This is a genomic window from Gordonia sp. OPL2, from assembly GCF_003797825.1.
Lineage (GTDB): Bacteria > Actinomycetota > Actinomycetes > Mycobacteriales > Mycobacteriaceae > Gordonia.
This window is the reverse complement of sequence record NZ_RKME01000034.1, coordinates 17,275-40,665: the sequence shown is the minus strand read 5'-3', so window position 1 is coordinate 40,665 and position 23,391 is coordinate 17,275. Positions and strand designations below refer to the sequence as shown.

Genomic DNA, 23,391 nt, shown 5'->3' with positions numbered 1-23,391 from the left:
AGGGCGTCCCACACGTGGCAATCGTTGTCTGTGGCTCCATCGCAACCGACCATCTGATGACCTTCCCGGGGAAGTTCTCCGAGCAGTTGCTCGGTGATCACCTCGAACACATCTCCCTGAGCTTCCTCGTCGAGGACCTGGTGGTCCGGCGCGGCGGCGTCGGCGGCAACATCTGCTACGCGATGGGCGTGCTCGGTGGTAGCCCGGTCCTCGTCGGTGCCGTCGGTGCCGACTTCAATGACTACCGTCAGTGGCTCGAGTCGAACGGTGTCGACTGCCGGGCCGTGCGGATCTCCGAGACGCAACACACCGCCCGGTTCATGTGCACCACCGACCAGACGATGGCACAGCTCGCCACCTTCTATGCGGGTGCGATGAGCGAGGCGCGCGAGATCGCGCTGTCCGACGTCGTGACCCAGATCGGCGACCCCGAGCTGGTGCTCGTCGGCGCCGACGACCCGGACGCGATGGTCCGGCACACCGAGGAATGCCGGAAGCTCGGGATCCCCTTCGCGGCCGATCCCTCCCAGCAGCTCGCCCGGCTCGACGGCGAGCAGGCGCGTGCGCTGATCGACGGTGCCGCCTACCTGTTCACCAATGAGTACGAATGGGGCCTGCTCCGGCAGAAGACCGGGTTGTCGGAGACGCAGGTCGCCGAGATGGTCGGCGTCCGCGTCACCACGCTGGGCAAGGACGGTGTCGAGATCGTCGAGAAGGACGGCACCCGCACCCACGTCGCCGTCGTCCCGGAGACCGAGAAGGTCGATCCGACCGGCGTCGGCGACGGCTTCCGGGCCGGATTCCTCACCGCACTGGGCAAGGGGCTGGGCTTCGAACGGGCGGCACAGGTCGGTTCGATGGTGGCGGTGCTCGTCCTCGAGACCGTCTCCACGCAGGACTGGACCTGGGATCGCGATCTCGCGCTCAAGCGGATCGCCGACGCCTACGGCGATTCCGCGGCCACGGAGATCGCGACCGCGTTCTGACGTGATACCCGGGAGGTCGGGTGGGGATCGCGATCCCCACCCGACCTCTCACTACACCCGTACCGGGTAGTGGTGATCGGTGATGTCGGGGACGATCGAGCGTTCGACGAAGATCCCGTGCCACACCATGAACATCAGCAGGGTCCACAGCCGGCGACTGTTGTCGACGACGCCGTCGCGGTGTTCGTCCAGCATGGCGATGATCGCATCCTTGTTCAGGATGTGATCGGTCTGCGAGTGCCGGATCGTCTCGTGTGCCCAGTCGTACATCTCGGTACCCGCCAGCCAGTGCCGGATGGGGACCGGGAAGCCGAGCTTCTTGCGATGCAGAACGTGCGCGGGCACGATCTGCTCGAGCGCCTTGCGCAGCGCGTACTTGGTCGTTCCGTGGGAGATCTTCTCGTCGAACGGCAGCGTCTCCGCGATCCGGAACACCTCGGGATCGAGGAACGGGACCCGCAACTCGAGCGAGTTGGCCATCGTCATCTTGTCGGCCTTGACGAGGATGTCGCCGCGCAGCCACGTGAACAGGTCCACATGCTGCATGCGGGCGACCGGGTCGAGACCCTCCGACATCGCATAGATCGGGGCGGTGACGTCGGTGTGGGTCCAGTCGGGACGGTAGTCGCGGAGCACGGCGCGCAGGCGCGCGTCGTCGAAGCTGCGCGCGTTGCCGTAGTAGCGCTCCTCGAGCGTCAGCGAACCCCGATGCAACAGACTCTTGCCGCGTGTGCCCTCCGGGATGCGGTCCGACAGTCGTCCCGCCAGCCGGCGCAGGGCGGTCGGCAGGCGGTCGAAAGCGCTGAGCGACAACGGTTCCTTGTAGATCGTGTATCCGCCGAAGAGCTCGTCGGCGCCCTCGCCCGAGAGCACCACCTTGACGTGCTTGCGGGCTTCGGCCGCCACGAAGTACAGCGGGACCAGCGCGGGATCGGCCACCGGATCGTCGAGATACCAGACGATCTGGGGGATCGCGTCGATGAACTCGGTGGGGGAGACCACCTTGACGATGTGCCGGGCACCGATGGCCTCGGCCGATTCGACGGCGACGTCGATCTCGGAATATCCGTCGCGCTCGAAACCCGTGGTGAAGGTGATCAGATCGGGATTGTGCCGGATCGCGAGCGCCGCGATCGCGGTGGAGTCGATACCACCGGAGAGGAACGAGCCCACGGTGACGTCGGCGCGCATGTGCTTGGCGACGGAATCCGACAGGACCTCGGCGATCTCGTCGTAGCGCTTCTGGCGGGTGGCGTCGGTGACCGGGCGGACGCCGAAGCGGGGCGTGAAGTACCGCTGGATCTGCGGTGCCTGTCCCGGTCGGATCGTCGCGTGGCAGCCCGACTCCAGTCGGCGGATCGCAGCGTGCAACGTCTCGGGCTCGGGCACGTACTGCAGCACGGTGTAGTGCTCGATGGCCCGGGGATCGAGCTCGTCGCCGAGACCGAGACGCCCGATCAGCTCGAGCAGGCTCTTCTTCTCGCTGCCGAACGCGGTACCGCCGGGGCCGGTGGCGATGAACAGCGGCTTGATGCCGAACGGATCGCGCGCGACGAACAGCGACCGGGTCTCGGTGTCCCAGATGGCGAAGGCGAACATCCCGCGCAACCGACGCACGGCGTCCGGACCCCAGTGGTGGAAGGCAGCGACGATCGCCTCGCCGTCACCCTCGGTGGCGAACTGCGTATCGGAGTCGCGGCGCAGTTCCTCGCGGATCTCGAGGTAGTTGTAGATCTCGCCGTTGAACACCAGCGCATACCGGTCCGGCTGCTCCGGCGGGCCCCACCGCAACGGCTGATGAGAATGTTCGATGTCGATGATCGAGAGACGGTTGAACCCCAGGACCAGGTCGTCGTCGTGCCACGTACCGGGTTCGTCTGGCCCGCGGTGACGCATGCAGTGGGATGCGGTGGACACCAGCTCGACGGCGGTGGCCGCCGATCCGTCCGAGGTCAGCAGACCGAGCAAACCACACACCAGACAGGCCTCACTTATCGACGATCGCACGTGCTTCCGACGGGTCGAGTATGCCTGACGAACGACGACGACAACGTGTGCGGGCCGTGCCCCGCCGCCGACCGCTCCACAGGCGACGCACGCAGGTAAACCCCAATCACGAAAGCTTTGCCGGGTTGGTCTACGCTGCGTAGTACTAGGTGCAAGAATTGCCATGCGCGGGGTGAGATCTGGCCGGCGCGGGCGACGAAAGCCCTGTGCGAGTCATGTGGCATGCACTCGGATCGACAGGACGTCGAGGCCGAGCGAGCGGGAAGGCGTGAAATTGGCACACGGTGGACGACCGCGGGCGCGAGAGGCCCGTTCCGCGTCGCGGACGATCAAACAGGTCGGGGCACTCGTCGCACTCGGCATCGGTGCGCTGCTCCTGTCGGGCTGTGACGCCCGGACGGCGATGCGGTTCGGCTGGCCCGCGGGTGTGACCCCCGAGGCCAAGAAGATGGGCGACCTGTGGACCTGGTCGGTCATCGCCGCCCTGTTGATGGGCATCCTGGTGTGGGCCCTGATCTTCTGGACGATCTCGTTCCACCGTGCGAAGGCGGGCAAGGACGAGTTCCCCCGCCAGACGGCCTACAACGTTCCGCTGGAACTGGGCTACACCGCGATCCCGTTCGTGATCATCGCGGTCCTGTTCTACTTCACCGTCGTCGTGCAGAACGACGTCGAGAAGAAGACCTCGGATCCCAAGGTCGTCGTCGATGTCACCGCCTTCCAGTGGAACTGGAAGTTCGGCTACCGCGACGTCGAGTTCACCGACGGTGCGCGCTACGACGGCTTCGAGCGCAACGGCAGCCCGTTCGAGCTCCAGGCCCGCAGCGAGGCCACCCACCACGGTGAGCCGCTGCCGCTGCCGGCCGGTGGACGCGACGACGACATCCGCAATTACCTGAAGTTCAACCAGATCGAGACCGTCGGCTCGTCGACGGAGATCCCGATCCTGGTCCTGCCGACCGGTAAGCGGATCGAGTTCGACATCGCCTCCGCCGACGTCATCCACTCGTTCTGGGTCCCGGAGTTCCTGTTCAAACGTGACGTCATGCCGTTCCCGAAGCAGAACCACTCCGACAGTCGTTTCCAGATCCAGAGCATCGACCGTGAAGGCGCGTTCGTGGGTCGGTGCGCGGAGATGTGCGGTACGTATCACTCGATGATGAACTTCGAGGTCCGCGCCGTCAGCCCGCAGAAGTTCGACGCGTACATCAAGTACCGCGAGCAGAACCCGCAGTCGACGAATGCGCAGGCACTCGAGGCGATCTGCGAGGTACCCAAGTCGGTGACGACGGTGCCGTTCGACACACGTCGGGCCACCAACGGTGACACCCCGAAGAACCTGGGCAACGCGAACGACACGAACGTGTCGAACTGCACGGTGGGAGCCAACGGATGAAAATCGAGGCACGGATCTTCGAACTTCTGACCGCGTTCTTCTTCCTCGCGGGCATCGTCTACACGATCTGCACCGCCTTCTCGAGTCGCGGCGTCGAATGGGCCGGTGTCACCGGCATGTTCTTCAGCGGTGGACTGACCCTCATCGCGGGTACGTACTTCCGTTTCGTCGCACGACGCGTCGAGATCCGCCCCGAGGACTACGAGGATGCCGAGGTCGAGGACGGCGCGGGCGAACTGGGCTTCTTCAGCCCGGGTTCCTGGTGGCCCATCGCCATCGCCGCCGGCGCCGCGATGTTCGCCATCGGTTTCGCCACCGGCAACTTCTGGTTCGCCATCTTCTCGGCGCTGGTGATCATGGGCACCGCCGCGGGACTCGTCTTCGAATACCACGTCGGTCCTGAGAAGCACTGACCTCCGGACCACGTCGACTACCACGGCCGCACCCGATACGGGTGCGGCCGTTGTCGTTGTTGTCAGCGTCCGCGCCGCGGGGCCGGTGCGTAGACCGGCAGGGCCCGATAGGCGACCCGGAATGTGGCCTCCCGGTACGTCTCACCGATCTCGCCGTCGTGGGCGACGACGACAGGGTCGTCGACCGCCGTGAACGAGAACTGGGGCACCTGCATCTCGTGGTACAGCGGCGAGCGTTCGAGTCGGCCGGTGGCCAGCGAGCCCAGCAATCGGGTGAGTGCGAAGCGGTGGCCCACCTCGAGGACCCGCACGTCGAGAAGTCCGTCGTCGAGGCGGATGCGTCGCGAGGGGGCGAAACCGGACGGACGGTAGAGGGAGTTGCCTAGCAGGAACAGTGACGTCTCGATGATCCGACCGTCCACGCGGATGCGCACCGGCTTCGTCCGACGCAACGTCGAGGTCATCGCGACCGCTGTCGCCAGCGGCCGACTCAGCTTGTGCTGCAACTTCGTCCGCGTGCGGACGAAGTGTGGGTACGCGCCGATGCTGGCGGTGTTGAGGATGACGGTCTGGTCGTTCAGCACCGCGACGTCGACACGCTGGATCGTGCCCTCGGCCAGCGCCGTCACCGTGGCGGCGACCGTCGGGACACCCAGATCACGAGCGAAGTGGTTGTAGGTTCCACCTGCGAACACGGCCAGCGGAAGGTCGGCGTCCATCGCGATGTGCGCCGCCGTCGCGACGGTGCCGTCACCACCGGCGACAGCGAGGACCTCGGCACGTCCGGCCGCATCCTGCAGGAGCTCGGCGATGTCGTCGCCGTCGCCGACCTCCACGATCTCGGCTTCGGGCAGCGAGGCGCGAACCTCGTCGAGCACCCGTCGTCCGGTACCCGACCCCGATGCCGGATTGACCACCAGGACCACTCCCGCACCTCGGGGTCGTGGTGTGGCCGGGACGAGGCTGGGGGAGGGGACCGCGACGGTGTGCTCGGTGATCGGCGGGACGAGGCGCGCACCGATCACCGCGATCGACGCCCCGATCCCGAATCCGGCGATGACGTCGCCGGGATAGTGCACGCCGGTGGCGATCCGCGACAGCCCGACCAATCCGGCCAGTCCGCCGAGCATCAGTCCCGTGGGCCCGTGTTCGATCCCTGTTCCCAGGGCGAACGCAGCTGCGCTGGCGGAGTGGCCGGACGGCAACGAGTTCGACGTCGGCAGCCGTCTGCTGCGCCGTTCCAGCGGTACCGACGCCGCCGTCGGCCGGGCGCGATTTCGGACGCGTTTGGCGAGTTGATTGGTGACGAGGCTGGTGACCGCCAACGTCACCACACCGCGGCCCGCTGCACGCTGCAGCGCCGGACGGCCGCTCAGTGCCATGGCACCGGCGATGGCGAACCAGAGTTTCGAATGGTCGGCGGCCCGGGACAGCTGGGGCATGGTCGCATCGAGGGCCGGGGAGTCGGAGCGCGCGATCGTGGAGAAGATCTCCGCGTCGAGTGTGCCGAGACCGCCTGTGATCTGGCGTAAACCCGATGAGTCCCAGGCGAATCGGTCGGGCAGTGAGCGTCGGGATGATCTCATTGATCCGATCCTAGTGTTCCCGGCGGGGCGCGTGCTGCGACGAGCCGCGGCGCCCAGACACAGATCGGCCGCCGTCGCGGTGGGCGACGGCGGCCGATCTGGGGAACAGATGATCTCCAGCCGGATCAGCTCATCGGGTCTCCACCCTTGGCCTGCAGCTCGCGGAGGGCCTTCTTTTCGGCCTTCTCGATCTCGTGCTCGCGCTCGATGTTGCGCTCCTGCTGCTCCGGCGGGTCCTCGAGGAGGATGGATCCGGTGCCGGGTGCGCCGGCGGAACCGAGTTTGTTCATGCGTTTCGGCAGGGCCGCACCCTCGTAGGGGAGCGGGATCGGGTGACCGTGGTCGTCGACCGGGCCGAGCGGCTGATGGATCTCGATGTACTCACCCTGCGGCAGCCGCTTGATGATGCCGGTCTCGATGCCGTGCTCGAGGACCGCGCGGTCGCTGCGTTGCAGGGCCAGTGCCCACCGGTAGGCGATGAAGTACGCCAGCGGCGGCACCACGATCAGACCGATACGGCCCATCCAGGTCGTCGCGTTCAGCGAGATGTGGAACTTCAACGCGATGATGTCGTTCATGCAGGACAACGTCAGGATGATGTAGAACGACAGGGCCATCGCGCCGATCGCCGTCCGCACCGGCACATCGCGGGGGCGCTGCAGCAGGTTGTGGTGCGCGTCGTCGCCGGTGAGCCGTTTCTCGATCCACGGGTAGGCGAACATCACCGTGAACATGATCGTGATGACCACGACCACCCAGAAGATCGCCGGGATCGTGTAGTTGCCCAGATAGAGCTCCCACGCAGGCATCAGGCGGGCGAGGCCGTCCGTCCACATCATGTAGATGTCGGGCTGTGAGCCCGCGGACACGTGTGCCGGGTTGTAGGGGCCGAGCACCCAGACCGGGTTGATCTGGAAGATGCCCGCCATGATGGCCAGCACGCCGGTGGTGATGGCGAAGAACGCACCCGACTTGACTGCGAACACCGGCAGGATGCGGACACCGACGACGTTCTTCTCGGTGCGGCCCGGGCCGGGGAACTGCGTGTGCTTCTGGTACCAGACCAGCGCGAGGTGCGCGCCGATCAACGCCAGGATGATGCCCGGGAACAGCAGGATGTGCATCACGTACAGGCGCGGGATGATGATGTCGCCGGGGAACTGGCCACCGAACAGGGCCCAGTGAATCCAGGTGCCGATCAGCGGGATGCCCAGCACGATGCCGCTCATGGCGGCGCGGACGCCGGTGCCCGAGAGCAGGTCGTCGGGCAGTGAGTAGCCGAAGAAGCCCTCGAACATCGCCAGGATCAGCAGCAGGCAGCCGATGATCCAGTTGGCCTCGCGCGGACGACGGAATGCGCCGGTGAAGAAGATGCGCGCCATGTGCACGATGATCGACGCGGCGAACAGCAGCGCCGCCCAGTGGTGGATCTGCCGGACGAACAGACCGCCACGCACCTCGAACGAGATGTTCAGGGTGGTCTCGTAGGCGCGGGTCATCATCACACCGTTGAGCGGCTGGTAGGCGCCGTCGTAGACGACCTCGCTCATCGACGGATCGAAGAACAGGGTCAGGTACACACCGGAGACCAGCAGGATGATGAAGCTGTAGAGCGCGATCTCACCCAGCAGGAACGACCAGTGGGTGGGGAACACCTTGTTGATCTGCCGCCGGATACCCGGAGACAGGTGGTAACGCGAGTCGACCTCTTCGGCCTGCGTCGCGAGACGGTCGGCGATGGTCATGATCTACGCTCCCAGAATGCCGGTCCGACGGGTTCGATGTAGTCGCCTGCTGCGACCATGTATCCCTGATTGTTCACCGTGATCGGCAACTGTGCCAGTGCCCGCGCAGCCGGACCGAAGACCGGTTTCGCGTACTCCAGGGCATCGAACTGCGATTGGTGGCAGGGGCAGAGGATGCGGTTGGTGCGCTGCTCGTAGAGCGACGTGGGGCAACCGAGGTGGCTGCACACCTTCGTGTAGGCGAAATAGTCGCCGTAGTTGAAGCTCTCCTGGCCCTTGCGCTTGATGGCACGGGCGGCATCCTCGGGACGCAGGCGGATGAGCATCACCGGGTTGCTGACGTAGCGCAGACCCTCGATGAGCTTGTGACGCGACTCCTCGGTCTCGCCGTAACCGTCGGAGACCCGCCACGGGAAGACGGTCTCCATCGCGCCGGCGTCGAGATCCTCCGGACGCACGAGGGCGACCTGGTAGGGGTTGCCGGTGTCACGACGCAGGAAGACGGTCTCGTTCGGGTCGTCGGCCGGGTTGTAGATGGGGGACCAGCCGGTGTGCCACAGCGGGGCGTCCTCGCGCTGCGCCCACGGGTTCTTGATGAACCCGCCGACGCCGGCGATCAGTCCGGTGAACGCGAATGCACCGAGACCGAAGGCCGCCGATCCGAGGATCATCTTGCGGCGCGGCAGGGTTGACGTGGTCAGCGAGTCGTCCAGCTCGGCGACGATGGTCTTCTTGTCGACGTCGGCCGAGCCGCCGTCGTGACGGTCCTGGACCGAGATCTCCGCCGGGATGAACTTCTTGGTGAACAGCACCATGCCGATGCCGATCGACAGCACCGACAGGCCGAACGTGACACCCAGCAGCGGGGTGTTCATCGTGTAGCGCCAGTAGTCGACGGAGTCGGGGAGTGCGAACTCCCAGTGGTTCCAGATGAAGATCACGAAGCACGCCAGCGCGGAGATGCCCGCGATGGTGAACCAGATCGCGACCTGGCGTTCGGCGCGCTTCTCGACACCGGTGCCCGGCTCGGGGAACCGCTCGGCGCGGTGGATGATCTCCACACCGTCGAGATTGGTACCGAGCTTGACCAGATCCTCTTTGCTCATCTGGTCGAGGTCGTCCTTCGACGGAACGTCTTTACCGTCGTTTGCACTCATTGCCGTGATCCCATCCACATGGCGCCGGCGACGATCGCCGTGACGCCGAGAGCCCACATGACCATGCCCTCACTGACCGGGCCGAAGCCGCCGAGCGAGAAGCCGCCCTGCGGCTTGGACTCGGTGACGTACTTGATGAAGCCGATGATGTCCTTCTTCTCCTCCAGCGACAGCTGGCGGTTGGAGAACTTCGGCATGTTCTGCGGTCCGGTGAGCATCGCCGTGTAGATCTGCTGCTCCTTGACGCCGTCGAGCTGCGGGGCGTACTTGCCCGACGACAGCGCGCCGCCGCGACCGGTGAAGTTGTGGCACGAGGCGCAGTTGAGGCGGAACAGCTCGCTGCCGCGACCGAGGTTCTTACCGCGGAGCGACTCCTGGGCGAGGACGGGCAGACCGTCCTCCATCTTCACCGAACCATCGGCGTTGCGCTCGTAGATGACCTGCGGTCCGCCACCCTCGGACTGGATGTAGGCGCCGAGCTGGTCGATCTGGGCCTTGGTGAACTTCGGTGGCTTCCGCGCGGCCTGGGCCTCGCCGCGAGCGGCGGGCATGCGGCCCGTCGACACCTGGAAGTAGACCGCCGCGTCGCCCACGCCGAGCAGGGCAGGACCGCGGTCGGCAACACCCTGGAGGTTGGCTCCGTGGCACGTGATGCACGAGGTCTCGTAGAGCCTCTTGCCGTCGCTGATCAGGGCCGCGTTGGACTCGTCGGCAACGGCGACCTGGGGCTTGGGCGTCAGGATCGACGCCAGCACGCCTGCGGTCAGCAGACCGACGAGGAGCAGCAGTGTGCCGCTGGCACGGCGACGCATCTTGCGTCGCGACTTCGCCTTGCGCGCCGAGGTGGGCCGACCCGACGTGGGGACACCGGTGTCCTGTGTGGCGTCCACGTCGTCGCTATCCGACGGTCGCGGTGGAGATGAACTCATCTGTGACTCTCTACTAAGCGGACGGACTGTTGTGCAGGTTGCTGCCGGGCGGGCCGAGCTACCTGATGAAGTAGATGGTGACGAAGAGACCGATCCAGACGATGTCGACGAAGTGCCAGTAGTAGGACACCACGATGGCGGCCGTGGCCTGCGCCGGAGTGAACTTGGAGAGCTTGGTGCGGATCAACAGGAAGATGAAGGCCACGAGACCGCCGATGACGTGCAGGCCATGGAAGCCGGTCGCCATGTAGAACACCGAGCCGTACGCACTCGAGCTGAGCGTCGTGCCCTCGTGCACCAGGTGGTAGTACTCGTACGCCTGGCCGGCGACGAAGAACGCACCCATGAAGAAGGTCAGCAGATACCACCGACGCAGACCGAACACGTCCCCACGCTCCGCGGCGAACACACCCATCTGACACGTCACCGACGACAGGATGAGGACCGTCGTCACCGGGATGGCCAATGTCAGGTTCAGCTCGGTCGGCTCGGGCGGCCAACCCACAGAGGAGTTGGCGCGCGCGACGAAGTACATCGCGAACAGCCCAGCGAAGAACATGAGCTCACTGGACAGCCACACGATGGTGCCGACGCTGACCATGTTGGGCCGGTTCAGCGAGTGCACGCGCGAGGTGATGGCTGTTCCTGAGGTACCTACAGCGCTAGTCACAAAGTGAAGTATGACGGTTCGTAGTAAGCGCTGACCACTTGGGTCTCGAAATTGACCGAACTATTTCTCCCGACCCAGGTGGGGGCCCTGCCGACGTCGTCGTCGGCGTGTCCGCCCGCGTGGTTTCCTGGGTGGGTGAACGACGACGGAAACGTGCCCGGGAGGCCGGCCTCCGCGCCCCGTGACCTCAACGGGCGCCCGGTGCGCGCGGGACGCTGGGATCGTCTGCGACAACGACTTCGGGGCCGCGGGACGGACGAGCCGATCGTCGTCGGCGAGCCCGGACTGGTGGTGGTCGCCGAGTCCGACGACGAGGCTGCGGCCAGTTCCGCGGTTCTGGCCTCATCCGGGTGGCGCCCCGAGGAGGAGGTGGTGTTGCGGCATGTGCTCCTGATCCCGCGTGAACGTGCCGACGACGCTGCTGCGACAGGAGGTCTCGACGGTTACGAGAGAGTCGTCGACGATGCGGTGTGGGTGCCGGCCGCGCAACCACACCTCGAGGTCGTGATCCTGGCCCGCGGACAGCTGCTCGACGCGGTCCATCTCTCGCAGGAGCGTTCCCGGATGGCGAGTCTGGGTTCGCGTCACGGTGGCGTGGTGGTGCGTTGGCAGGTGCTGCAGCGACCGGTGGAGCGCCGATGACGGCCCGCCCACTACTGTTTTGACCGTGAGCAGCTCAGACACCTCCTCTCTCACCTGGCCGCAGATCCTCGGTCGCGTCACCGACGGCATCGATCTGACCGTCGAGGAGGCGTCCTGGGCGATGAACGAGATCATGGGTGACGCCGCGACCGGTGCACAGATCGCCGCGTTCGGTGTCGGCGTGAAGATGAAGGGCGCGGCGCCGGCGGAGCTGCGGGGGCTGGCCGCAGCGATGATCGATCACGCGACCCTGGTGGACGTCTCGCGTCCGGCCGTCGACGTGGTCGGTACCGGGGGCGACCGTTCGCACACCGTCAACATCTCGACCATGACCTCGATCGTGATCGCGGCAGCCGGGATCCCGGTCGTGAAGCACGGCAACCGGGCGGCGTCGTCGAAGAGCGGCGGCGCCGACGTCCTCGAGGCCCTCGGCGTCGCCATCTCGCTCGGCGCGCCCGACGTCGAGCGGTGTGTGGACGAGGTCGGTATCGGCTTCTGCTTCGCCCCGGTCTTCCACCCGGCGTTCAGGTTCACCGGCCCGCCCCGCAGTCAGATCGGCATCCCGACGGTATTCAACGTGCTCGGCCCGCTGACGAACCCGGCCCGACCTCAGCGTGGCCTCATCGGCTGTGCCTTCGTCGATCTCGCGCCCGTGCTCGCCCAGGCGTTCGCCGAACGCGGCAACGCGGTGCTGGTCGTCCGAGGTGACGACGGTCTGGACGAACTGACGACGACGACGACCTCCACCGTGTGGCAGGTGATCGACGGGACCGTGACCCGCCTCTCGCTCGATCCGTCGAGCCTCGGCATCGACACCGTCGAACTCGCCGCCCTGCAGGGCGGCGACGCGACCGTGAACGCCGCCATCGCCCGCGATCTCCTCGCCGGCACCACCGGCCCGGTCCGGGACGCCGTCCTGTTGAACGCCGCGGGAGCGATCGTCGCCTTCGAACAGACGGCTCCGATGACCGACGCCGGACTCGCCGACGCGATGCGCGCCGCCATGGAGCGGGCCGCGGAGGTCATCGACGGTGGCGGGGCCGCCCGCGTCCTGGAGCGCTGGGCGGCCCTGAGCACGCAGCTCGCGGCCGCACGCTGACCCGTCCGTCATCGTCGGTGGCGGGTCACTCCTCGCCGATCGAGAACCCGCCCTCGACGTCGGAGCTGGAGTAGCTCCGGAACGCGATGTGGGTGGCGCTGTGTGTCACACCCGGGAGCCGGTTGATCTTGTCCGTCACCACGTCGGCGATCTGCTCGTGGTCGCGCACCTTGATCTTGGCGATCAGATCGACGTCGCCGGCACACGAGTACACCTCGGACACCCCGGGGATGTCGGCGACCGCCTGCGCGGTCTCCGGGATCTGGTGGACATCGGCGTGGATCAGGACGATGGCGGTGATCATGGTTGTCACAGTAGTGCTCGCCCGACACCCATCGGCGGCACCGACGCGTCCACCACACCCGCAGGCTCGACGACCGGGTCCGGATATTCGCCGATCGTGCCCGGTTTCGCGCCCATCGGGTCCTGAGTTCTCGCCGACCGAGTGCTGAGAGCTTTGGCCGACCGGGTCTGCCACCAAGCGACCCGGGTCGTGTCGAGCGGGTTGCGCGGGTTGCTCGATGGCTCGTCGGGCACGATCGGCGAGATCCCGGGCACGGTCGGCGGATTCCAGGGCACGACGGGCGAGATCCCGGGCATGCCGGCGAACGACAGCGGTGCATGGGGAGCGGTGCATCGACAGCGGTGCGTCGGCCGGTTCTCGACACCCGTCATCCGGCCCGACGACGCGGGACCTCACGGGCCGCTCGCGCGTTCTGGGACCAGTCGGTCCATCGCTCCGCGCATGCGGCGGGCAGGGCGAACGGATCGGTCGTCGCGACGATTCGGGCGCCGGGTTCGGTGACCCAGCGGAACAGCAGCGCGGTCTCCTCGGGCGGTGCGCCGAGCAGCGGACCGGGCCCGGGGAGGACGGTCTCCGCCGACGCGGTGAGCGTGGCGACCACGGGCATCGGCGAGATCCCGCGCCGCGCGACGCCCGCGCTGGCGAGACGACCGTGTCGGATCACCGCGAGTTCCCATCCCCGCTCGCCGTCGGGACGCGCCACCACCAGTTCGCCGATGCGGGACAACGACGACAGTCGCTGGCATCGGGCCAGTGCGTCGATCGTCGACGACAGCCGATCCCGGTGCCGCGCGGCACTTTCGAACATCTGCGCGTCGGCGAGTCGGACGAGTCGGTCGGTGAGCCGACTCAGCAGGATGTCGGAGTCACCGGCGAGCAGGTCGCGGACGGCGGCCACCCGCGGCAGGTAGTCGGGCACGGTCAACGGTCGGTCCGACGCCGCGTAGCAGCCCCCGATCCGCGGACCACCCGCCTCCTCGGATCGGCACCAGTGATGTGATGCCGAGCCCAGGCGCGTCGTGCAGCTGCGTAATCCGCCGGCCGAGCCGATCACGTCGGCGATGGTGGCGGCCGTGGTGCGGTTGCCGATCGGACCCACCGCGTCCTCGGTCGGGGTGCGCGAGACCTTCAGACGCGGGAAACGCTCGGCGGTGAGGACGATCCACCATCCCCGGTGTGGCTGGGTGGAGCGCCGGTTGTACGCCGGAGCGTGGGCGGAGAGCAGCCTCAGCTCGCGCACCCCGGCCTCGAGCGCATGGGCGCACTCGACGTGGTCGACGCGGGTGGCGAGCTCGACCATCTCACCGATCCGCCGTCGGGGATCGCTGCCGGTGAAGTAGGACTGCACGCGGCGGCGGATATTCACCGCCGTCCCGACGTAGAGCACCTCGTCCGACGGCCCCCGGAAGAGGTACACCCCGGGGCGTGCCGGGAGGTCGCGGGCGAGCCCTCGCTTCGCCCGCAGTCGCGGGTCGGAGCGGGGCAGGTAGGCAGTCAGTTCGCGATAGGTGCCGACGCCCTGGTTGCCCACGCGTTCGAGGAGACGGTGGAAGACCTCGACGGTGGCCCGGGCGTCGTCGAGGGCGCGGTGGGTGGGACGCACGGCCACGTCGAACAGGTCCGCGAGAGCGGACAGCCGGACCGAGGGCGCCTCGTCGCGCGTCAGTATCCGGCGTGCCATCGCCACCGTGCACAAGCTCGCGGTGAACGGGAAGTCGATGTCGAGGCGCGCCGCGTTCTGGCGGAGGAACCCCATGTCGAACCGGGCGTTGTGGGCCACCAGGATCGAGCCGCGTGCGAACTCCACGAACGACGTCAGCACCTCGGCGATGGCCGGTGCGTCACTGACCATCGCCTCGGTGATGCCGGTGAGCGTGACGATCTGGGGTGGGATCCGACAACCCGGATCCACCAGGGTGGCGAACTCTCCGATCACCTCACCGCCGCGGATCTTGACCGCTCCGATCTCGGTGATCCGATCGGTGGTCGCACTGCCCCCGGTGGTCTCGAGGTCGACGATGACGAGGGTGGTGTCGAACAACGACCGATCGGTGTAGTCATCGCCGCCGCTGTCGAGATCGGCGAAGGTGAGCTGTCCACCGGTCGAGTGCGTCGCGAGAACCACGAACCGAACACTAGTTCGATGTTACGACAGGTTCTGATGTGGCACGCGGGAAAGTGGGGGTTCGCCCGTTGTGGACGTCAATCTGTCGGTACCCGTTCCTACTCTCCATCCATGTGGTCCCCGATGCCGATCGGCCATCGGCAGGGGGTCGGCAAACCGCCCGAACGCAACTGAGATGGAGATCACACATGTACGTCGACTGCCAGACCTGCCCGGGCCGTCCGGTCGCCTGCGACGGGTGCATGATGCAGGTGTTGTTCGATGCGCCGAACGGTGGAAACCCGCAGGTCCAAGGTGGAGGAAAGGTCACGGAACCCAACGTCCGTGGAGATGCCGAGATCGACGCGGCGATCGATGTCTTCGTCGCCGCTGCAATGGCGTCCAGTTCCGCTGCAGTATCTGCAAGAAACTCGAAAACCGCAGTTCAGGGCCATTTGTCAGGCCAAACGCTGCGTATTCTCCGCGCGGGGTGACCTACTCGGCCGTCGTCGCCGCTCTCACGTCGGTGGACAGACCCGCATTCGATTTCGTAACCTTTCCGAGACCTTTGCAGAGCGTCCCGCTCCAACAGGAGTGGTCTGGATAGGTCACCGCTCAATCGCCCGCTGGGCGAACCGGGGAACCATCAGTTTCGGAGCGATCCGAATTGGGGTGAATCGCGCGTGCCCGACGACGGTCAGACGTCGTCGTGACACCTGTGTAGGGCCATTCTTCCGGCCCGAACCCGACAGCTAACTCGGTCGGCGGTCGAGGGAGAGCAAGGAGAAGTCGCTTCGTGGCCAAACATCGTTTGGAACAGCCCAACCGCGGCAGCAAGGTTGCCAAGCGTGCGGTGGTGGCCGGGTCGATCACCGTCGGTTCGCTCGCCGCAGTCGCCGGCCCGGCGCTCGCAGCGCCGGTTCACGTGCCCAATGTCGGCACATTCGAGCTTCCTGGGGTCGACACCAAGCAGATCCCCCAGCAGTTCCAGGAGAAGAAGGCGGCTCCGGTCGCCAAGAGCACCCCGGCTGCACAGCAGGGTGCCGATGTCGACATCCCGAACGTCGGCAAGTTCACCATCCCGGGTCTGAACCCGGATCAGATCCCGAAGCAGTTCCAGCCCAAGGGCGGCGGCGGAATCTTCGCGCCTGCGCCGACTCCGGCCGAGAAGGCCGTGAGCGCTGCGGAGAGCAAGATCGGATCGCCGTACTCCTACGGCTCGGCCGGTCCGAATGCCTTCGACTGCTCCGGACTCGTCTACTGGTCCTACAAGCAGGCCGGTAAGACCATCCCTCGCGACAGCTACGGCCAGCTCGGCGGCGGTACCCCGGTCTCCTCGATCGCCACCGCCAAGCCCGGCGACGTCCTGATCTTCAACGGCGGCGGCCATGCCGGCATCTACGCGGGCAACGGTACGTTCGTCCACTCGTCCACCTATGGTGTCCCGGTCAAGCGGGACAAGGTGAACAACTGGGATCTGACCGGTATCCGTCGCTACTGAGCGCGGTGACCGATCACGAAGTGAGCTCTGTGCGGGCGGATCACGCGAAATCTGCGTGATCCGCCCGCACACATCATCCGGACGGGGAAGATGATCGCAGTCGGGTCATCCCTTCACCGGATGATCGTGGGGGAAAGCGGTAGAGGAGAAGTGACAACCGTGGTTACCGGATTGTCGGCCGCGCGGAAGCGGTCGGTTCCCGCAGTGCTCGTGGCCGCGGTGATGACACTGGTGGTCGGGCTCTGTCAGTTCGGGTCGTCGGCGGGTGCGGGTGACGCCGGCGCTGCCCCGGTGCGGACGCCGGATCAGCTCTTGGTCCAGTACAAGAAGCTCAGCGACGACGCCGAGAAGTCGACCGAGGCGATGCACAACGCGCAGATCGAGTACGACAAGCAGCGCAAGATCGTCGCGTCCGCCAAGAAGGCGTCGACACAGGCCGACCGCACCCTGGTGACGACCCAGCAGCGACTCGAGAGCTACCAGGGGCGTGTCGACTCGGTCGTGCGTGCCAGCTACAAGGGCGCTCGTGTCAACCGGCTCTACGCGGTACTGGTGAGCGATTCGCCGCAGTCGTTGCTCGATCAGATGTCGGGGCTGGAGCTGATCTCCCGGCAGGCCGCGACAGACCTCAAAGGCCTGAAGGACGCCCGCCGGAACACGTTGGCCGCCAAGGCCGCCGCCGACAAGACCGCCACCGAGGCCACGGCTTCGGTCGCTGCTGCGGAGAAGACCCGCGGCGAACTGCAGGCCAAGCAGGCGAACCTGCAGCTGCAGGCGATCCAGATCCGCGCCGTCTACGAGTCGATGACCGGCAAGCAGCTCGCGGCGCTGCGCGGACCCAAGTTCGACTTCGATCCGCGGTTCGTGCCGAAGGGCACCTCACCGGCGCTCGTCGCGGTCCAGGCAGCGTTGACCAGGATCGGCGACCCGTACGTGTGGGGCGCGACCGGACCGAGTTCCTTCGACTGCTCGGGCCTGATGGTCTGGGCCTACCGCCAGGCCGGCAAGACATTGCCACGCTCGAGCGAGGCGCAGAACGGTTCGGGTCAGTCCGTCGGCCGCGGCGATCTGAAACCCGGCGATCTGATCATCTACTACCCGGATGCCCACCACGTCGGCATGTATGTCGGCGACGGCTATGTCATCCACGCGTCCACGTTCGGTGTGCCGGTCAAGGTCGTGCCGATCGACGAGGCCGGCCCGTTCAACTCTGCTCGCCGGTACTGAGTGACGCGTCGTCGCGGGCGTGTCCGGATGGCCTGTCCGGATGCCAGAGGCGGATCTCGCCGCATACTGACCGTCGTCGGTTCGACCGCGGCCGTCGCAGTGGTGCTCGCCGGATGTGCGCAGTCGGCGCCGACGGCCACGTCGTCGAGCAGTCCGTCGGTGACGACTGCGCCGAACGTCTATGAGCAGCAGCGTGCCGAGGGCGTGCAGAGGGCGCTCGACGCTCTCGGAGATGCCGTCGTCGACGGTGATTCGGCGAAGGTGCGGTCGATTCTCGATCCCGCGGCGGCGGCCGGTTTCCGCGCCCGGCTCGAGACTTCCGCCGACAACTTCTCCAGCGACGCCGCATCCGCCGACCGAGCGCGTGGAACACGCCTGGGCCTCAAGAGTTTTCGTTATCAACCCGCGCCCACCGAGGAGGCGGAGACGCTGGTGCCGCCGGATCTGCAGGCCCGCTTGGACGCGCAGGGCAGTTCTGACTCCTGGGTGGCGCCGATCGAGTTGCACTACGCGCTCGGCGGCGCCGGGAGCGGAGCGAGCGGGCCGGGGGCGAGTGGCGCCGGGAGCGGAGCGAGCGGGCCGGGGGCGAGTGGCGCCGGGAGCGGAGCGAGCGGGCCGGGGGCGAGCAACTCCTCGGATGGACGGTCGGTCGTCGGTGTCGACGAACCCGAGGTGGTCGTGCCGGGCCAGTTCGTGATGGCACGCTATGGCGACGACTGGAAGGTCGTCGGCGACGCGGCGGCGATCGGAGGGACTCCCGCGCCGACCCAGATGTGGGAGCTGCCCGGCCTGGCCGCCGACGATGTCCGCACGTCGGGTGGCACGTCGGTGGTGGCGTCCTATCCGGGTACGGCGGATGTCGTGGACCGCGCTCGCAGGCAGCTTCCGGGTGCCGTGTCGGCGGTGACCGAGTTCTGGGGTGACGACTGGCCGCGCCGGGCGGTGGTCGTCGCCACCGAACGCCCCGCCGATTTCCGCGCGCTGGCGCAGAGTTCGGCCTCCGATATCACCGGTGCGGCAGCAGCGACGGTGTTCAGCCGGATCGACTCCGACGAGAACGTGGCGACCGGGCAGAGGGTGATCCTGACCCCCAGCGCCGCGGAGCTCCCGTCGCCGGCGCTCGGGGTCGTGCTGCGCCACGAGCTCACGCATGTGGCCGCTCGCGTGGTGACCGCCCCGGGTGCGCCGCTGTGGATCACCGAGGGGGTGCCGGAGTACGTCGGACGCAAGGGCACCTATACCCGTTTCGAGGATGCCGCCCCGGATCTGGCCGATCGGGTGCGCTCCGGTGAGCTCCCCTCGGGTCTTCCCGAGGATCGCGATTTCGCGGTCGACGCCGACAGCGCCATGGTCGCCTATCAATCGGCGTGGTCGGTGGCGGCATTCGTCGCGAATCGTTTCGGAGAGGACGACCTCAAGGCGTTGTACAAGGGTGTGGCGGCGTCCGACGACCGCCGACGACAGGACGCGGCGATCTCCGACGCGTTGGGGATCGACCGGGCCGAACTCGTCGCGTCATGGCGGCGCTGGCTGAGTGCGCAGGTTCGCTGATGAACCGAACCCTGTTGGTGACCAACGATTTCCCGCCACGACCCGGTGGCATTCAGTCGTATCTGCAGAACCTGGTCGATCTGCTGCCGCCAGAGGACGTGGTCGTCTACGCGCCGCGGTGGAAGGGGCACGAGGAGTTCGACGCGCGGGTGCCCTACACGGTGGTGCGGCATCCGACGACGCTGATGCTTCCGACGCCTTTCGTGGCGCGTCGAGCAGCACAGATCATCCGCCGCCACGACATCTCGACGGTGTGGTTCGGCGCCGCGGCGCCGTTGGCGGTCCTGGCGCCGGCGATGCGTCGTGCGGGGGCGAGCCGGGTGATCGCCAGTACGCACGGTCACGAGGTCGGGTGGTCGATGGTGCCGGTGGCCCGTCAGGTGTTGACCTTCATCGGCGGTCATGTCGACGTGATCACCTTCGTCAGCCGGTACACGCGCGGACGGTTCGCGTCGGCATTCGGCGCCCAGGCCGCGCTGGAGTATCTCCCACCGGGCGTCGACACCGACCGCTTCGAGCCGGATCCTGTTGCGCGCGGTCGTGTTCGGCAGCAGCTCGGACTGGGGGACCGGCCGACTGTGCTCTGTCTGTCGCGGCTGGTGCCGCGCAAGGGGCAGGATGTGCTGATCCGGGCGTTGCCGTTGATCCGGCGCGAGGTGGGCGACGTCGTCCTGGTCATCGTCGGCGGTGGGCCCTACGCGGAGACGTTGCGGCGCTTGGCAGCCGAGACCGGGATGACCGATCACGTGGTGTTCACCGGTTCGGTGCCGTCGGCGGAGCTACCCGCCTATCACACCATCGCCGATGTGTTCGCGATGCCGGCGCGCACTCGCGGCGGCGGTCTGGATGTCGAGGGACTCGGCATCGTCTACCTGGAGGCTTCGGCGACGGGGGTCCCGGTCGTCGCGGGTATGTCCGGTGGTGCACCGGAGACGGTGGTCGAAGGCGAGACCGGCACCGTCGTCGACGGTCGCGACATCGACGCGGTCGCGCTGGCGGTCACCGCGATTCTCGGCGATCGGGAGACGGCCCGGGAGATGGGGGCCCGTGGTCGTGCACATGCCCTCGAGACGTGGCAGTGGCGAACCATGGCCGCGCGTCTACGACAGCTGCTCTGATCGGCGGTGCGGTCCGACGCGCACGGCCGGTGTCCGGCGTTCCGGGTGGCCGCCGGCCGACGCTACTTGGAGTAGATCGCGTCGATGTCGCCGGCGAACTTCTCGACGACCACGTTGCGCTTGACCTTCAGTGTGGGGGTCATCTCGCCGGTCTCCTCGGAGAAGTCGTCGGGCAGGATCCGGAACTTCTTGATCGCCTCGGCGTGCGACACGGTGGTGTTGGCGTCGTCGACGGCGGCCTGCACCTCGCCGCGGAGATCGGGGTCGTCGACGAGGTCGGAGACGCTCGCGTCGGCCGGTTTGCCGTTGCGCTCCTTCCACGCGGGGAAGGCCTCCGGGTCGATGGTGATCAACGCGGCGATGAACGGCTTCGCGTCACCGATCACGAGGGCCTGTGAGATGAGGGCGCTGGCGCGGATGACGTCCTCGAGGCCCGCGGGCGACACGTTCTTCCCGCCGGCGGTGACGATCAGTTCCTTCTTGCGCCCGGTGATCGTGATGAAGCCCTGGGAGTCGACCGTGCCGAGGTCCCCGGTGTGGAACCATCCGTCGGTCAGGGAGGTCGCGGTGGCATCGGGGTTGTGCCAGTAGCCGTTGAACACGACTCCGCCCTTGAGGAGCACCTCGCCGTCCTCGCCGATGCGGACCGTGTTGCCCGCCAATGGCTTTCCGACGGTCCCGACTTTCACCGCGCCGGGGGTGTTCACACTGAAGGCGGCGGTGGTCTCGGTCAGCCCGTAGCCTTCGTACACCGGGATGCCGATGCCGCTGAAGAAGTGGCCGAGCCGGGAGCCGAGCGGTGCCCCGCCGGAGATGGCGAGTTCGCACTCGCCGCCCAGTGCGGCACGCAGTTTCCCGTAGACGAGGCGATCGAACAGGGCGTGCTTGAGCTTCAGGACGAGTCCGGCGGAACCCTTCTCGGTCGCGGTCGAGTATTCGATCGCGACCTCCGCCGCGGCATCGAAGATCTTGCCCTTGTCATCGTCGTGGGCCTTCTGGCGGGCGGTGTTGTAGACCTTCTCGAAGACGCGGGGCACCGACAGGATCAGTGAGGGACGGAACACCGCGAACTCGGGAACCAGGGTCTTGGTGTCTGCGTAGTGTCCGACCTCGACGCCGGCCTCGATGGCGACGAGGGTGATGGCGCGGGCGAGGACGTGGGCGAGGGGCAGGAACATCAGCATGCGCTTGCCGGGGCCGAGGAGTGTGCGCAGGTTGCCTTCGAGGACGCCGTGGACCTCGGACAGCATGTTGGCGTGGGTGAGTTCGCAGCCCTTGGGGCGCCCTGTCGTTCCGGATGTGTAGATGAGGGTGGCGGGGTCGGCGGCATTCAGTGCGGACCGACGTTTGATCACCTCGTCGTCGTGGACCTCCGCGCCCGCCGATTCGAGTTCGGCGACGGCGCCGAGCGCGTCTGTCGCGGCGTCGATCTGGAACACCCGCAGCGGGCCGAGCCCGTCGATGCCGTCGACGATGGCGCGATGGCCGTCGTCCTCGACGATGATCGCGGTCGCACCGGAGTCCTCCAGGATCCACTGGACCTGTGGGCCGGACGAGGAGTCATAGATGGGGACGGTGATGGCCCCGGCGGACCAGATCGCGAAGTCGAGCAGGGTCCACTCCAGCCGGGTGCGCGACAGCAGCGCCACCCGGTCGCCCGGCGCGATGCCCTCGGCGATCAGCCCTTTCGCGAGCGAGGTGATCTGGGCTGCGGCGTCGCCGGCGCGGACCGGCACCCAGTCGTCCCCCTCCTTCCGGCGGAACACGATCTTGTCGGGTTCGCGGTCGGCGATCCCGAAGATGATGTCGGTGCAGTCCGCGTTCTCCGCGATCGAGAATCGTGCTGGGACGCTGAACTCACTCATCGAGGTACCTTTCGCCGATCAGAATCTCCTGGAGCGATGGTAGTCCTGCGATTGTCCCGTCCGGACCCGGTCCGCGAGGTGGTCCGGCGGAGGTCATCCGGGCGGAGTCCGGCGAAGGTCATCCTGGCGGAGTCGGGCGGAGGTCATCCGGGCGGAGTCCGGCGGAGGTCACTGTCCCGGGGTCGGTGGAGTATGTGAAGCTAGTCAGCGTGACGAGCATTCAGGTGGCCGATGAGACCTTCGTCGCCGCCGCACCGTCGTTGGCGGCGGACGTGGTCGGCGATCGGGCCGGTTGGCGACGCTGGTGGCCCGATCTGCGCCTCACGGTGACCGAGGATCGCGGGTCGCAGGGGGTGCGGTGGTCTGTCGACGGCCCGCTGGCGGGGACGATGGAGATCTGGTGTGAGCCGGTGATGGACGGGTTCGTACTGCACTATTTCCTGCATGCCGAGCCGACGGTCGCCCTGCCCGAGGACGCGCGTGCGCGTGGCGTGGCACTCGCCGACGCGAATCGGGAGCGTCGCGCGGCGGGCAAGGTGATGTCCTTCGAGGTGAAGGACCGTCTCGAGTCGGGCCGCTGGGTGGGTGGCCCGGCGATCGCCGACGACTCCTCGGAGTCGGCGGATCGGGCGGTGGGCTGATGGCCGACCACACCGAGCGGTCCATCGTCATCAATGCCGACGCCGCCGACATCATGGCGGTCATCGCCGACTTCGAGAACTATCCCGCGTGGGTCTCGGCCGCTCGCGAGGTCGAGGTGACGTCGTCGGGCGCGGACGGGCGTCCCAGCGAGGTGCGCTTCGTGCTGGATGCCGGCGTGCTGCAGGACACCTACGTGCTGTCCTACGACTGGGACCCCGACGGCCGGGCGGTCTCGTGGCATCTGGTCAGCAGTGATCTGCAGCGGGATCAGCGTGGTCGCTATGTCCTGTCCCAGCAGGTGCCGGGTTCGACGAAGGTGACCTACGAGTTGATGGTCGATCTCGTGGTGCCGATGATCGGACAGTTGAAGCGGCGTGCGGAGAAAGCCATCACCGAGGCCGCGTTGAACGACCTGAAGAAGAGGGTCGAAGACTGATCGATCTCACGCC

Annotated in this window: 22 protein-coding genes and 1 riboswitch; of the genes, 12 read left to right on the top strand and 10 right to left on the bottom strand. The window is 67.2% G+C overall.

Annotated features, from left to right (window positions below):
* Window positions 1-14 precede the first annotated feature (14 nt).
* Window positions 15-986, top strand: coding sequence for a carbohydrate kinase family protein (locus tag EEB19_RS23190; protein ID WP_187589678.1), 972 nt, complete (start codon window positions 15-17; stop codon window positions 984-986).
* A 51-nt stretch (window positions 987-1,037) separates the two neighbouring features.
* Here the strand turns inward: EEB19_RS23190 and asnB are convergent, their stop codons facing one another.
* Window positions 1,038-2,963, bottom strand: coding sequence for an asparagine synthase (glutamine-hydrolyzing) (gene asnB / locus EEB19_RS23185; RefSeq protein ID WP_187589677.1), 1,926 nt, complete (start codon window positions 2,961-2,963; stop codon window positions 1,038-1,040).
* Between the two features lie 298 nt (window positions 2,964-3,261).
* Here asnB and EEB19_RS23180 point away from each other — a divergent pair, with 298 nt between their 5' ends.
* Both EEB19_RS23180 and EEB19_RS23175 read left to right on the top strand, forming a co-directional pair.
* Complete coding sequence (locus EEB19_RS23180) at window positions 3,262-4,389, top strand: cytochrome c oxidase subunit II (protein WP_262365871.1); 1,128 nt, start codon at window positions 3,262-3,264, stop codon at window positions 4,387-4,389.
* On the top strand, window positions 4,386-4,802 hold the full coding sequence (locus EEB19_RS23175) for a cytochrome c oxidase subunit 4 (protein WP_187589675.1): 417 nt from the start codon (window positions 4,386-4,388) through the stop codon (window positions 4,800-4,802). Before EEB19_RS23180 ends, EEB19_RS23175 begins: the two co-directional genes overlap by 4 nt.
* Before the next feature lie 62 nt (window positions 4,803-4,864).
* On the opposite strand, the gene EEB19_RS23170 is transcribed toward EEB19_RS23175, so the two are convergent.
* The 5 genes from EEB19_RS23170 to EEB19_RS23150 form a co-directional block, all read right to left on the bottom strand.
* Window positions 4,865-6,388: a bifunctional phosphatase PAP2/diacylglycerol kinase family protein gene (locus EEB19_RS23170; RefSeq protein WP_187589674.1), complete on the bottom strand. Its 1,524-nt coding sequence runs from the start codon at window positions 6,386-6,388 to the stop codon at window positions 4,865-4,867.
* A 125-nt stretch (window positions 6,389-6,513) separates the two neighbouring features.
* Window positions 6,514-8,133 carry a cytochrome bc complex cytochrome b subunit gene (locus tag EEB19_RS23165; RefSeq protein WP_187589673.1) on the bottom strand — a complete coding sequence of 540 codons (1,620 nt, stop codon included), beginning with the start codon at window positions 8,131-8,133 and terminating at the stop codon, window positions 6,514-6,516.
* Window positions 8,130-9,290, bottom strand: a complete 1,161-nt coding sequence (locus EEB19_RS23160; RefSeq protein ID WP_187589672.1) for a ubiquinol-cytochrome c reductase iron-sulfur subunit — start codon at window positions 9,288-9,290, stop codon at window positions 8,130-8,132. Before EEB19_RS23160 ends, EEB19_RS23165 begins: the two co-directional genes overlap by 4 nt.
* A complete protein-coding gene (locus EEB19_RS23155; protein WP_187589671.1) occupies window positions 9,287-10,219 on the bottom strand; it encodes a cytochrome c in 933 nt (310 codons plus the stop codon). Before EEB19_RS23155 ends, EEB19_RS23160 begins: the two co-directional genes overlap by 4 nt.
* A 58-nt stretch (window positions 10,220-10,277) precedes the next feature.
* Window positions 10,278-10,889, bottom strand: coding sequence for a heme-copper oxidase subunit III (locus tag EEB19_RS23150; RefSeq protein ID WP_187589670.1), 612 nt, complete (start codon window positions 10,887-10,889; stop codon window positions 10,278-10,280).
* Window positions 10,890-11,024: 135 nt separating this feature from the next.
* On the opposite strand from EEB19_RS23150, the gene EEB19_RS23145 reads away from it, so the two are divergent.
* Both EEB19_RS23145 and trpD read left to right on the top strand, forming a co-directional pair.
* A complete protein-coding gene (locus EEB19_RS23145; protein ID WP_262365870.1) occupies window positions 11,025-11,531 on the top strand; it encodes a hypothetical protein in 507 nt (168 codons plus the stop codon).
* A 25-nt stretch (window positions 11,532-11,556) separates the two neighbouring features.
* Window positions 11,557-12,630, top strand: a complete 1,074-nt coding sequence (gene trpD, locus EEB19_RS23140) for an anthranilate phosphoribosyltransferase (protein WP_187589669.1) — start codon at window positions 11,557-11,559, stop codon at window positions 12,628-12,630.
* 25 nt (window positions 12,631-12,655) lie between these two features.
* Here the strand turns inward: trpD and EEB19_RS23135 are convergent, their stop codons facing one another.
* From EEB19_RS23135 to EEB19_RS23125, 3 genes are all read right to left on the bottom strand, one after another.
* The gene (locus EEB19_RS23135; protein ID WP_187589668.1) at window positions 12,656-12,934 is read right to left on the bottom strand and encodes an Lrp/AsnC family transcriptional regulator; all 279 of its coding nucleotides are present in this window, start codon (window positions 12,932-12,934) and stop codon (window positions 12,656-12,658) included.
* Window positions 12,935-12,939: 5 nt separating this feature from the next.
* Window positions 12,940-13,230 carry a hypothetical protein gene (locus tag EEB19_RS23130; protein WP_187589667.1) on the bottom strand — a complete coding sequence of 97 codons (291 nt, stop codon included), beginning with the start codon at window positions 13,228-13,230 and terminating at the stop codon, window positions 12,940-12,942.
* Window positions 13,231-13,301: 71 nt separating this feature from the next.
* Window positions 13,302-15,059, bottom strand: coding sequence for a DEDD exonuclease domain-containing protein (locus EEB19_RS23125; protein ID WP_187589666.1), 1,758 nt, complete (start codon window positions 15,057-15,059; stop codon window positions 13,302-13,304).
* A gap of 188 nt (window positions 15,060-15,247) precedes the next feature.
* Here EEB19_RS23125 and EEB19_RS23120 point away from each other — a divergent pair, with 188 nt between their 5' ends.
* From EEB19_RS23120 to EEB19_RS23100, 5 genes are all read left to right on the top strand, one after another.
* Complete coding sequence (locus EEB19_RS23120) at window positions 15,248-15,532, top strand: hypothetical protein (protein ID WP_187589665.1); 285 nt, start codon at window positions 15,248-15,250, stop codon at window positions 15,530-15,532.
* Between the two features lie 108 nt (window positions 15,533-15,640).
* A riboswitch (cyclic di-AMP (ydaO/yuaA leader) is annotated at window positions 15,641-15,820 on the top strand.
* A gap of 14 nt (window positions 15,821-15,834) precedes the next feature.
* Window positions 15,835-16,539, top strand: a complete 705-nt coding sequence (locus EEB19_RS23115) for a C40 family peptidase (RefSeq protein ID WP_187589664.1) — start codon at window positions 15,835-15,837, stop codon at window positions 16,537-16,539.
* Window positions 16,540-16,761: 222 nt separating this feature from the next.
* Window positions 16,762-17,766 carry a C40 family peptidase gene (locus tag EEB19_RS23110; RefSeq protein ID WP_187589696.1) on the top strand — a complete coding sequence of 335 codons (1,005 nt, stop codon included), beginning with the start codon at window positions 16,762-16,764 and terminating at the stop codon, window positions 17,764-17,766.
* A gap of 27 nt (window positions 17,767-17,793) precedes the next feature.
* Window positions 17,794-19,317 carry a hypothetical protein gene (locus EEB19_RS23105; RefSeq protein WP_187589663.1) on the top strand — a complete coding sequence of 508 codons (1,524 nt, stop codon included), beginning with the start codon at window positions 17,794-17,796 and terminating at the stop codon, window positions 19,315-19,317.
* On the top strand, window positions 19,317-20,435 hold the full coding sequence (locus EEB19_RS23100) for a glycosyltransferase family 4 protein (protein WP_187589662.1): 1,119 nt from the start codon (window positions 19,317-19,319) through the stop codon (window positions 20,433-20,435). Before EEB19_RS23105 ends, EEB19_RS23100 begins: the two co-directional genes overlap by 1 nt.
* Window positions 20,436-20,497: 62 nt before the next feature.
* Here the strand turns inward: EEB19_RS23100 and EEB19_RS23095 are convergent, their stop codons facing one another.
* Entirely contained in the window at window positions 20,498-22,300 is a 1,803-nt protein-coding gene (locus EEB19_RS23095; protein ID WP_187589661.1) for a long-chain fatty acid--CoA ligase, read from the bottom strand.
* 194 nt (window positions 22,301-22,494) lie between these two features.
* On the opposite strand from EEB19_RS23095, the gene EEB19_RS23090 reads away from it, so the two are divergent.
* Entirely contained in the window at window positions 22,495-22,941 is a 447-nt protein-coding gene (locus EEB19_RS23090; protein WP_187589660.1) for a hypothetical protein, read from the top strand.
* Window positions 22,941-23,378, top strand: coding sequence for an SRPBCC family protein (locus EEB19_RS23085; RefSeq protein WP_187589659.1), 438 nt, complete (start codon window positions 22,941-22,943; stop codon window positions 23,376-23,378). The genes EEB19_RS23090 and EEB19_RS23085 overlap by 1 nt, the downstream gene beginning before the upstream one ends.
* The last annotated feature ends 13 nt before the right edge of the window (window positions 23,379-23,391 follow it).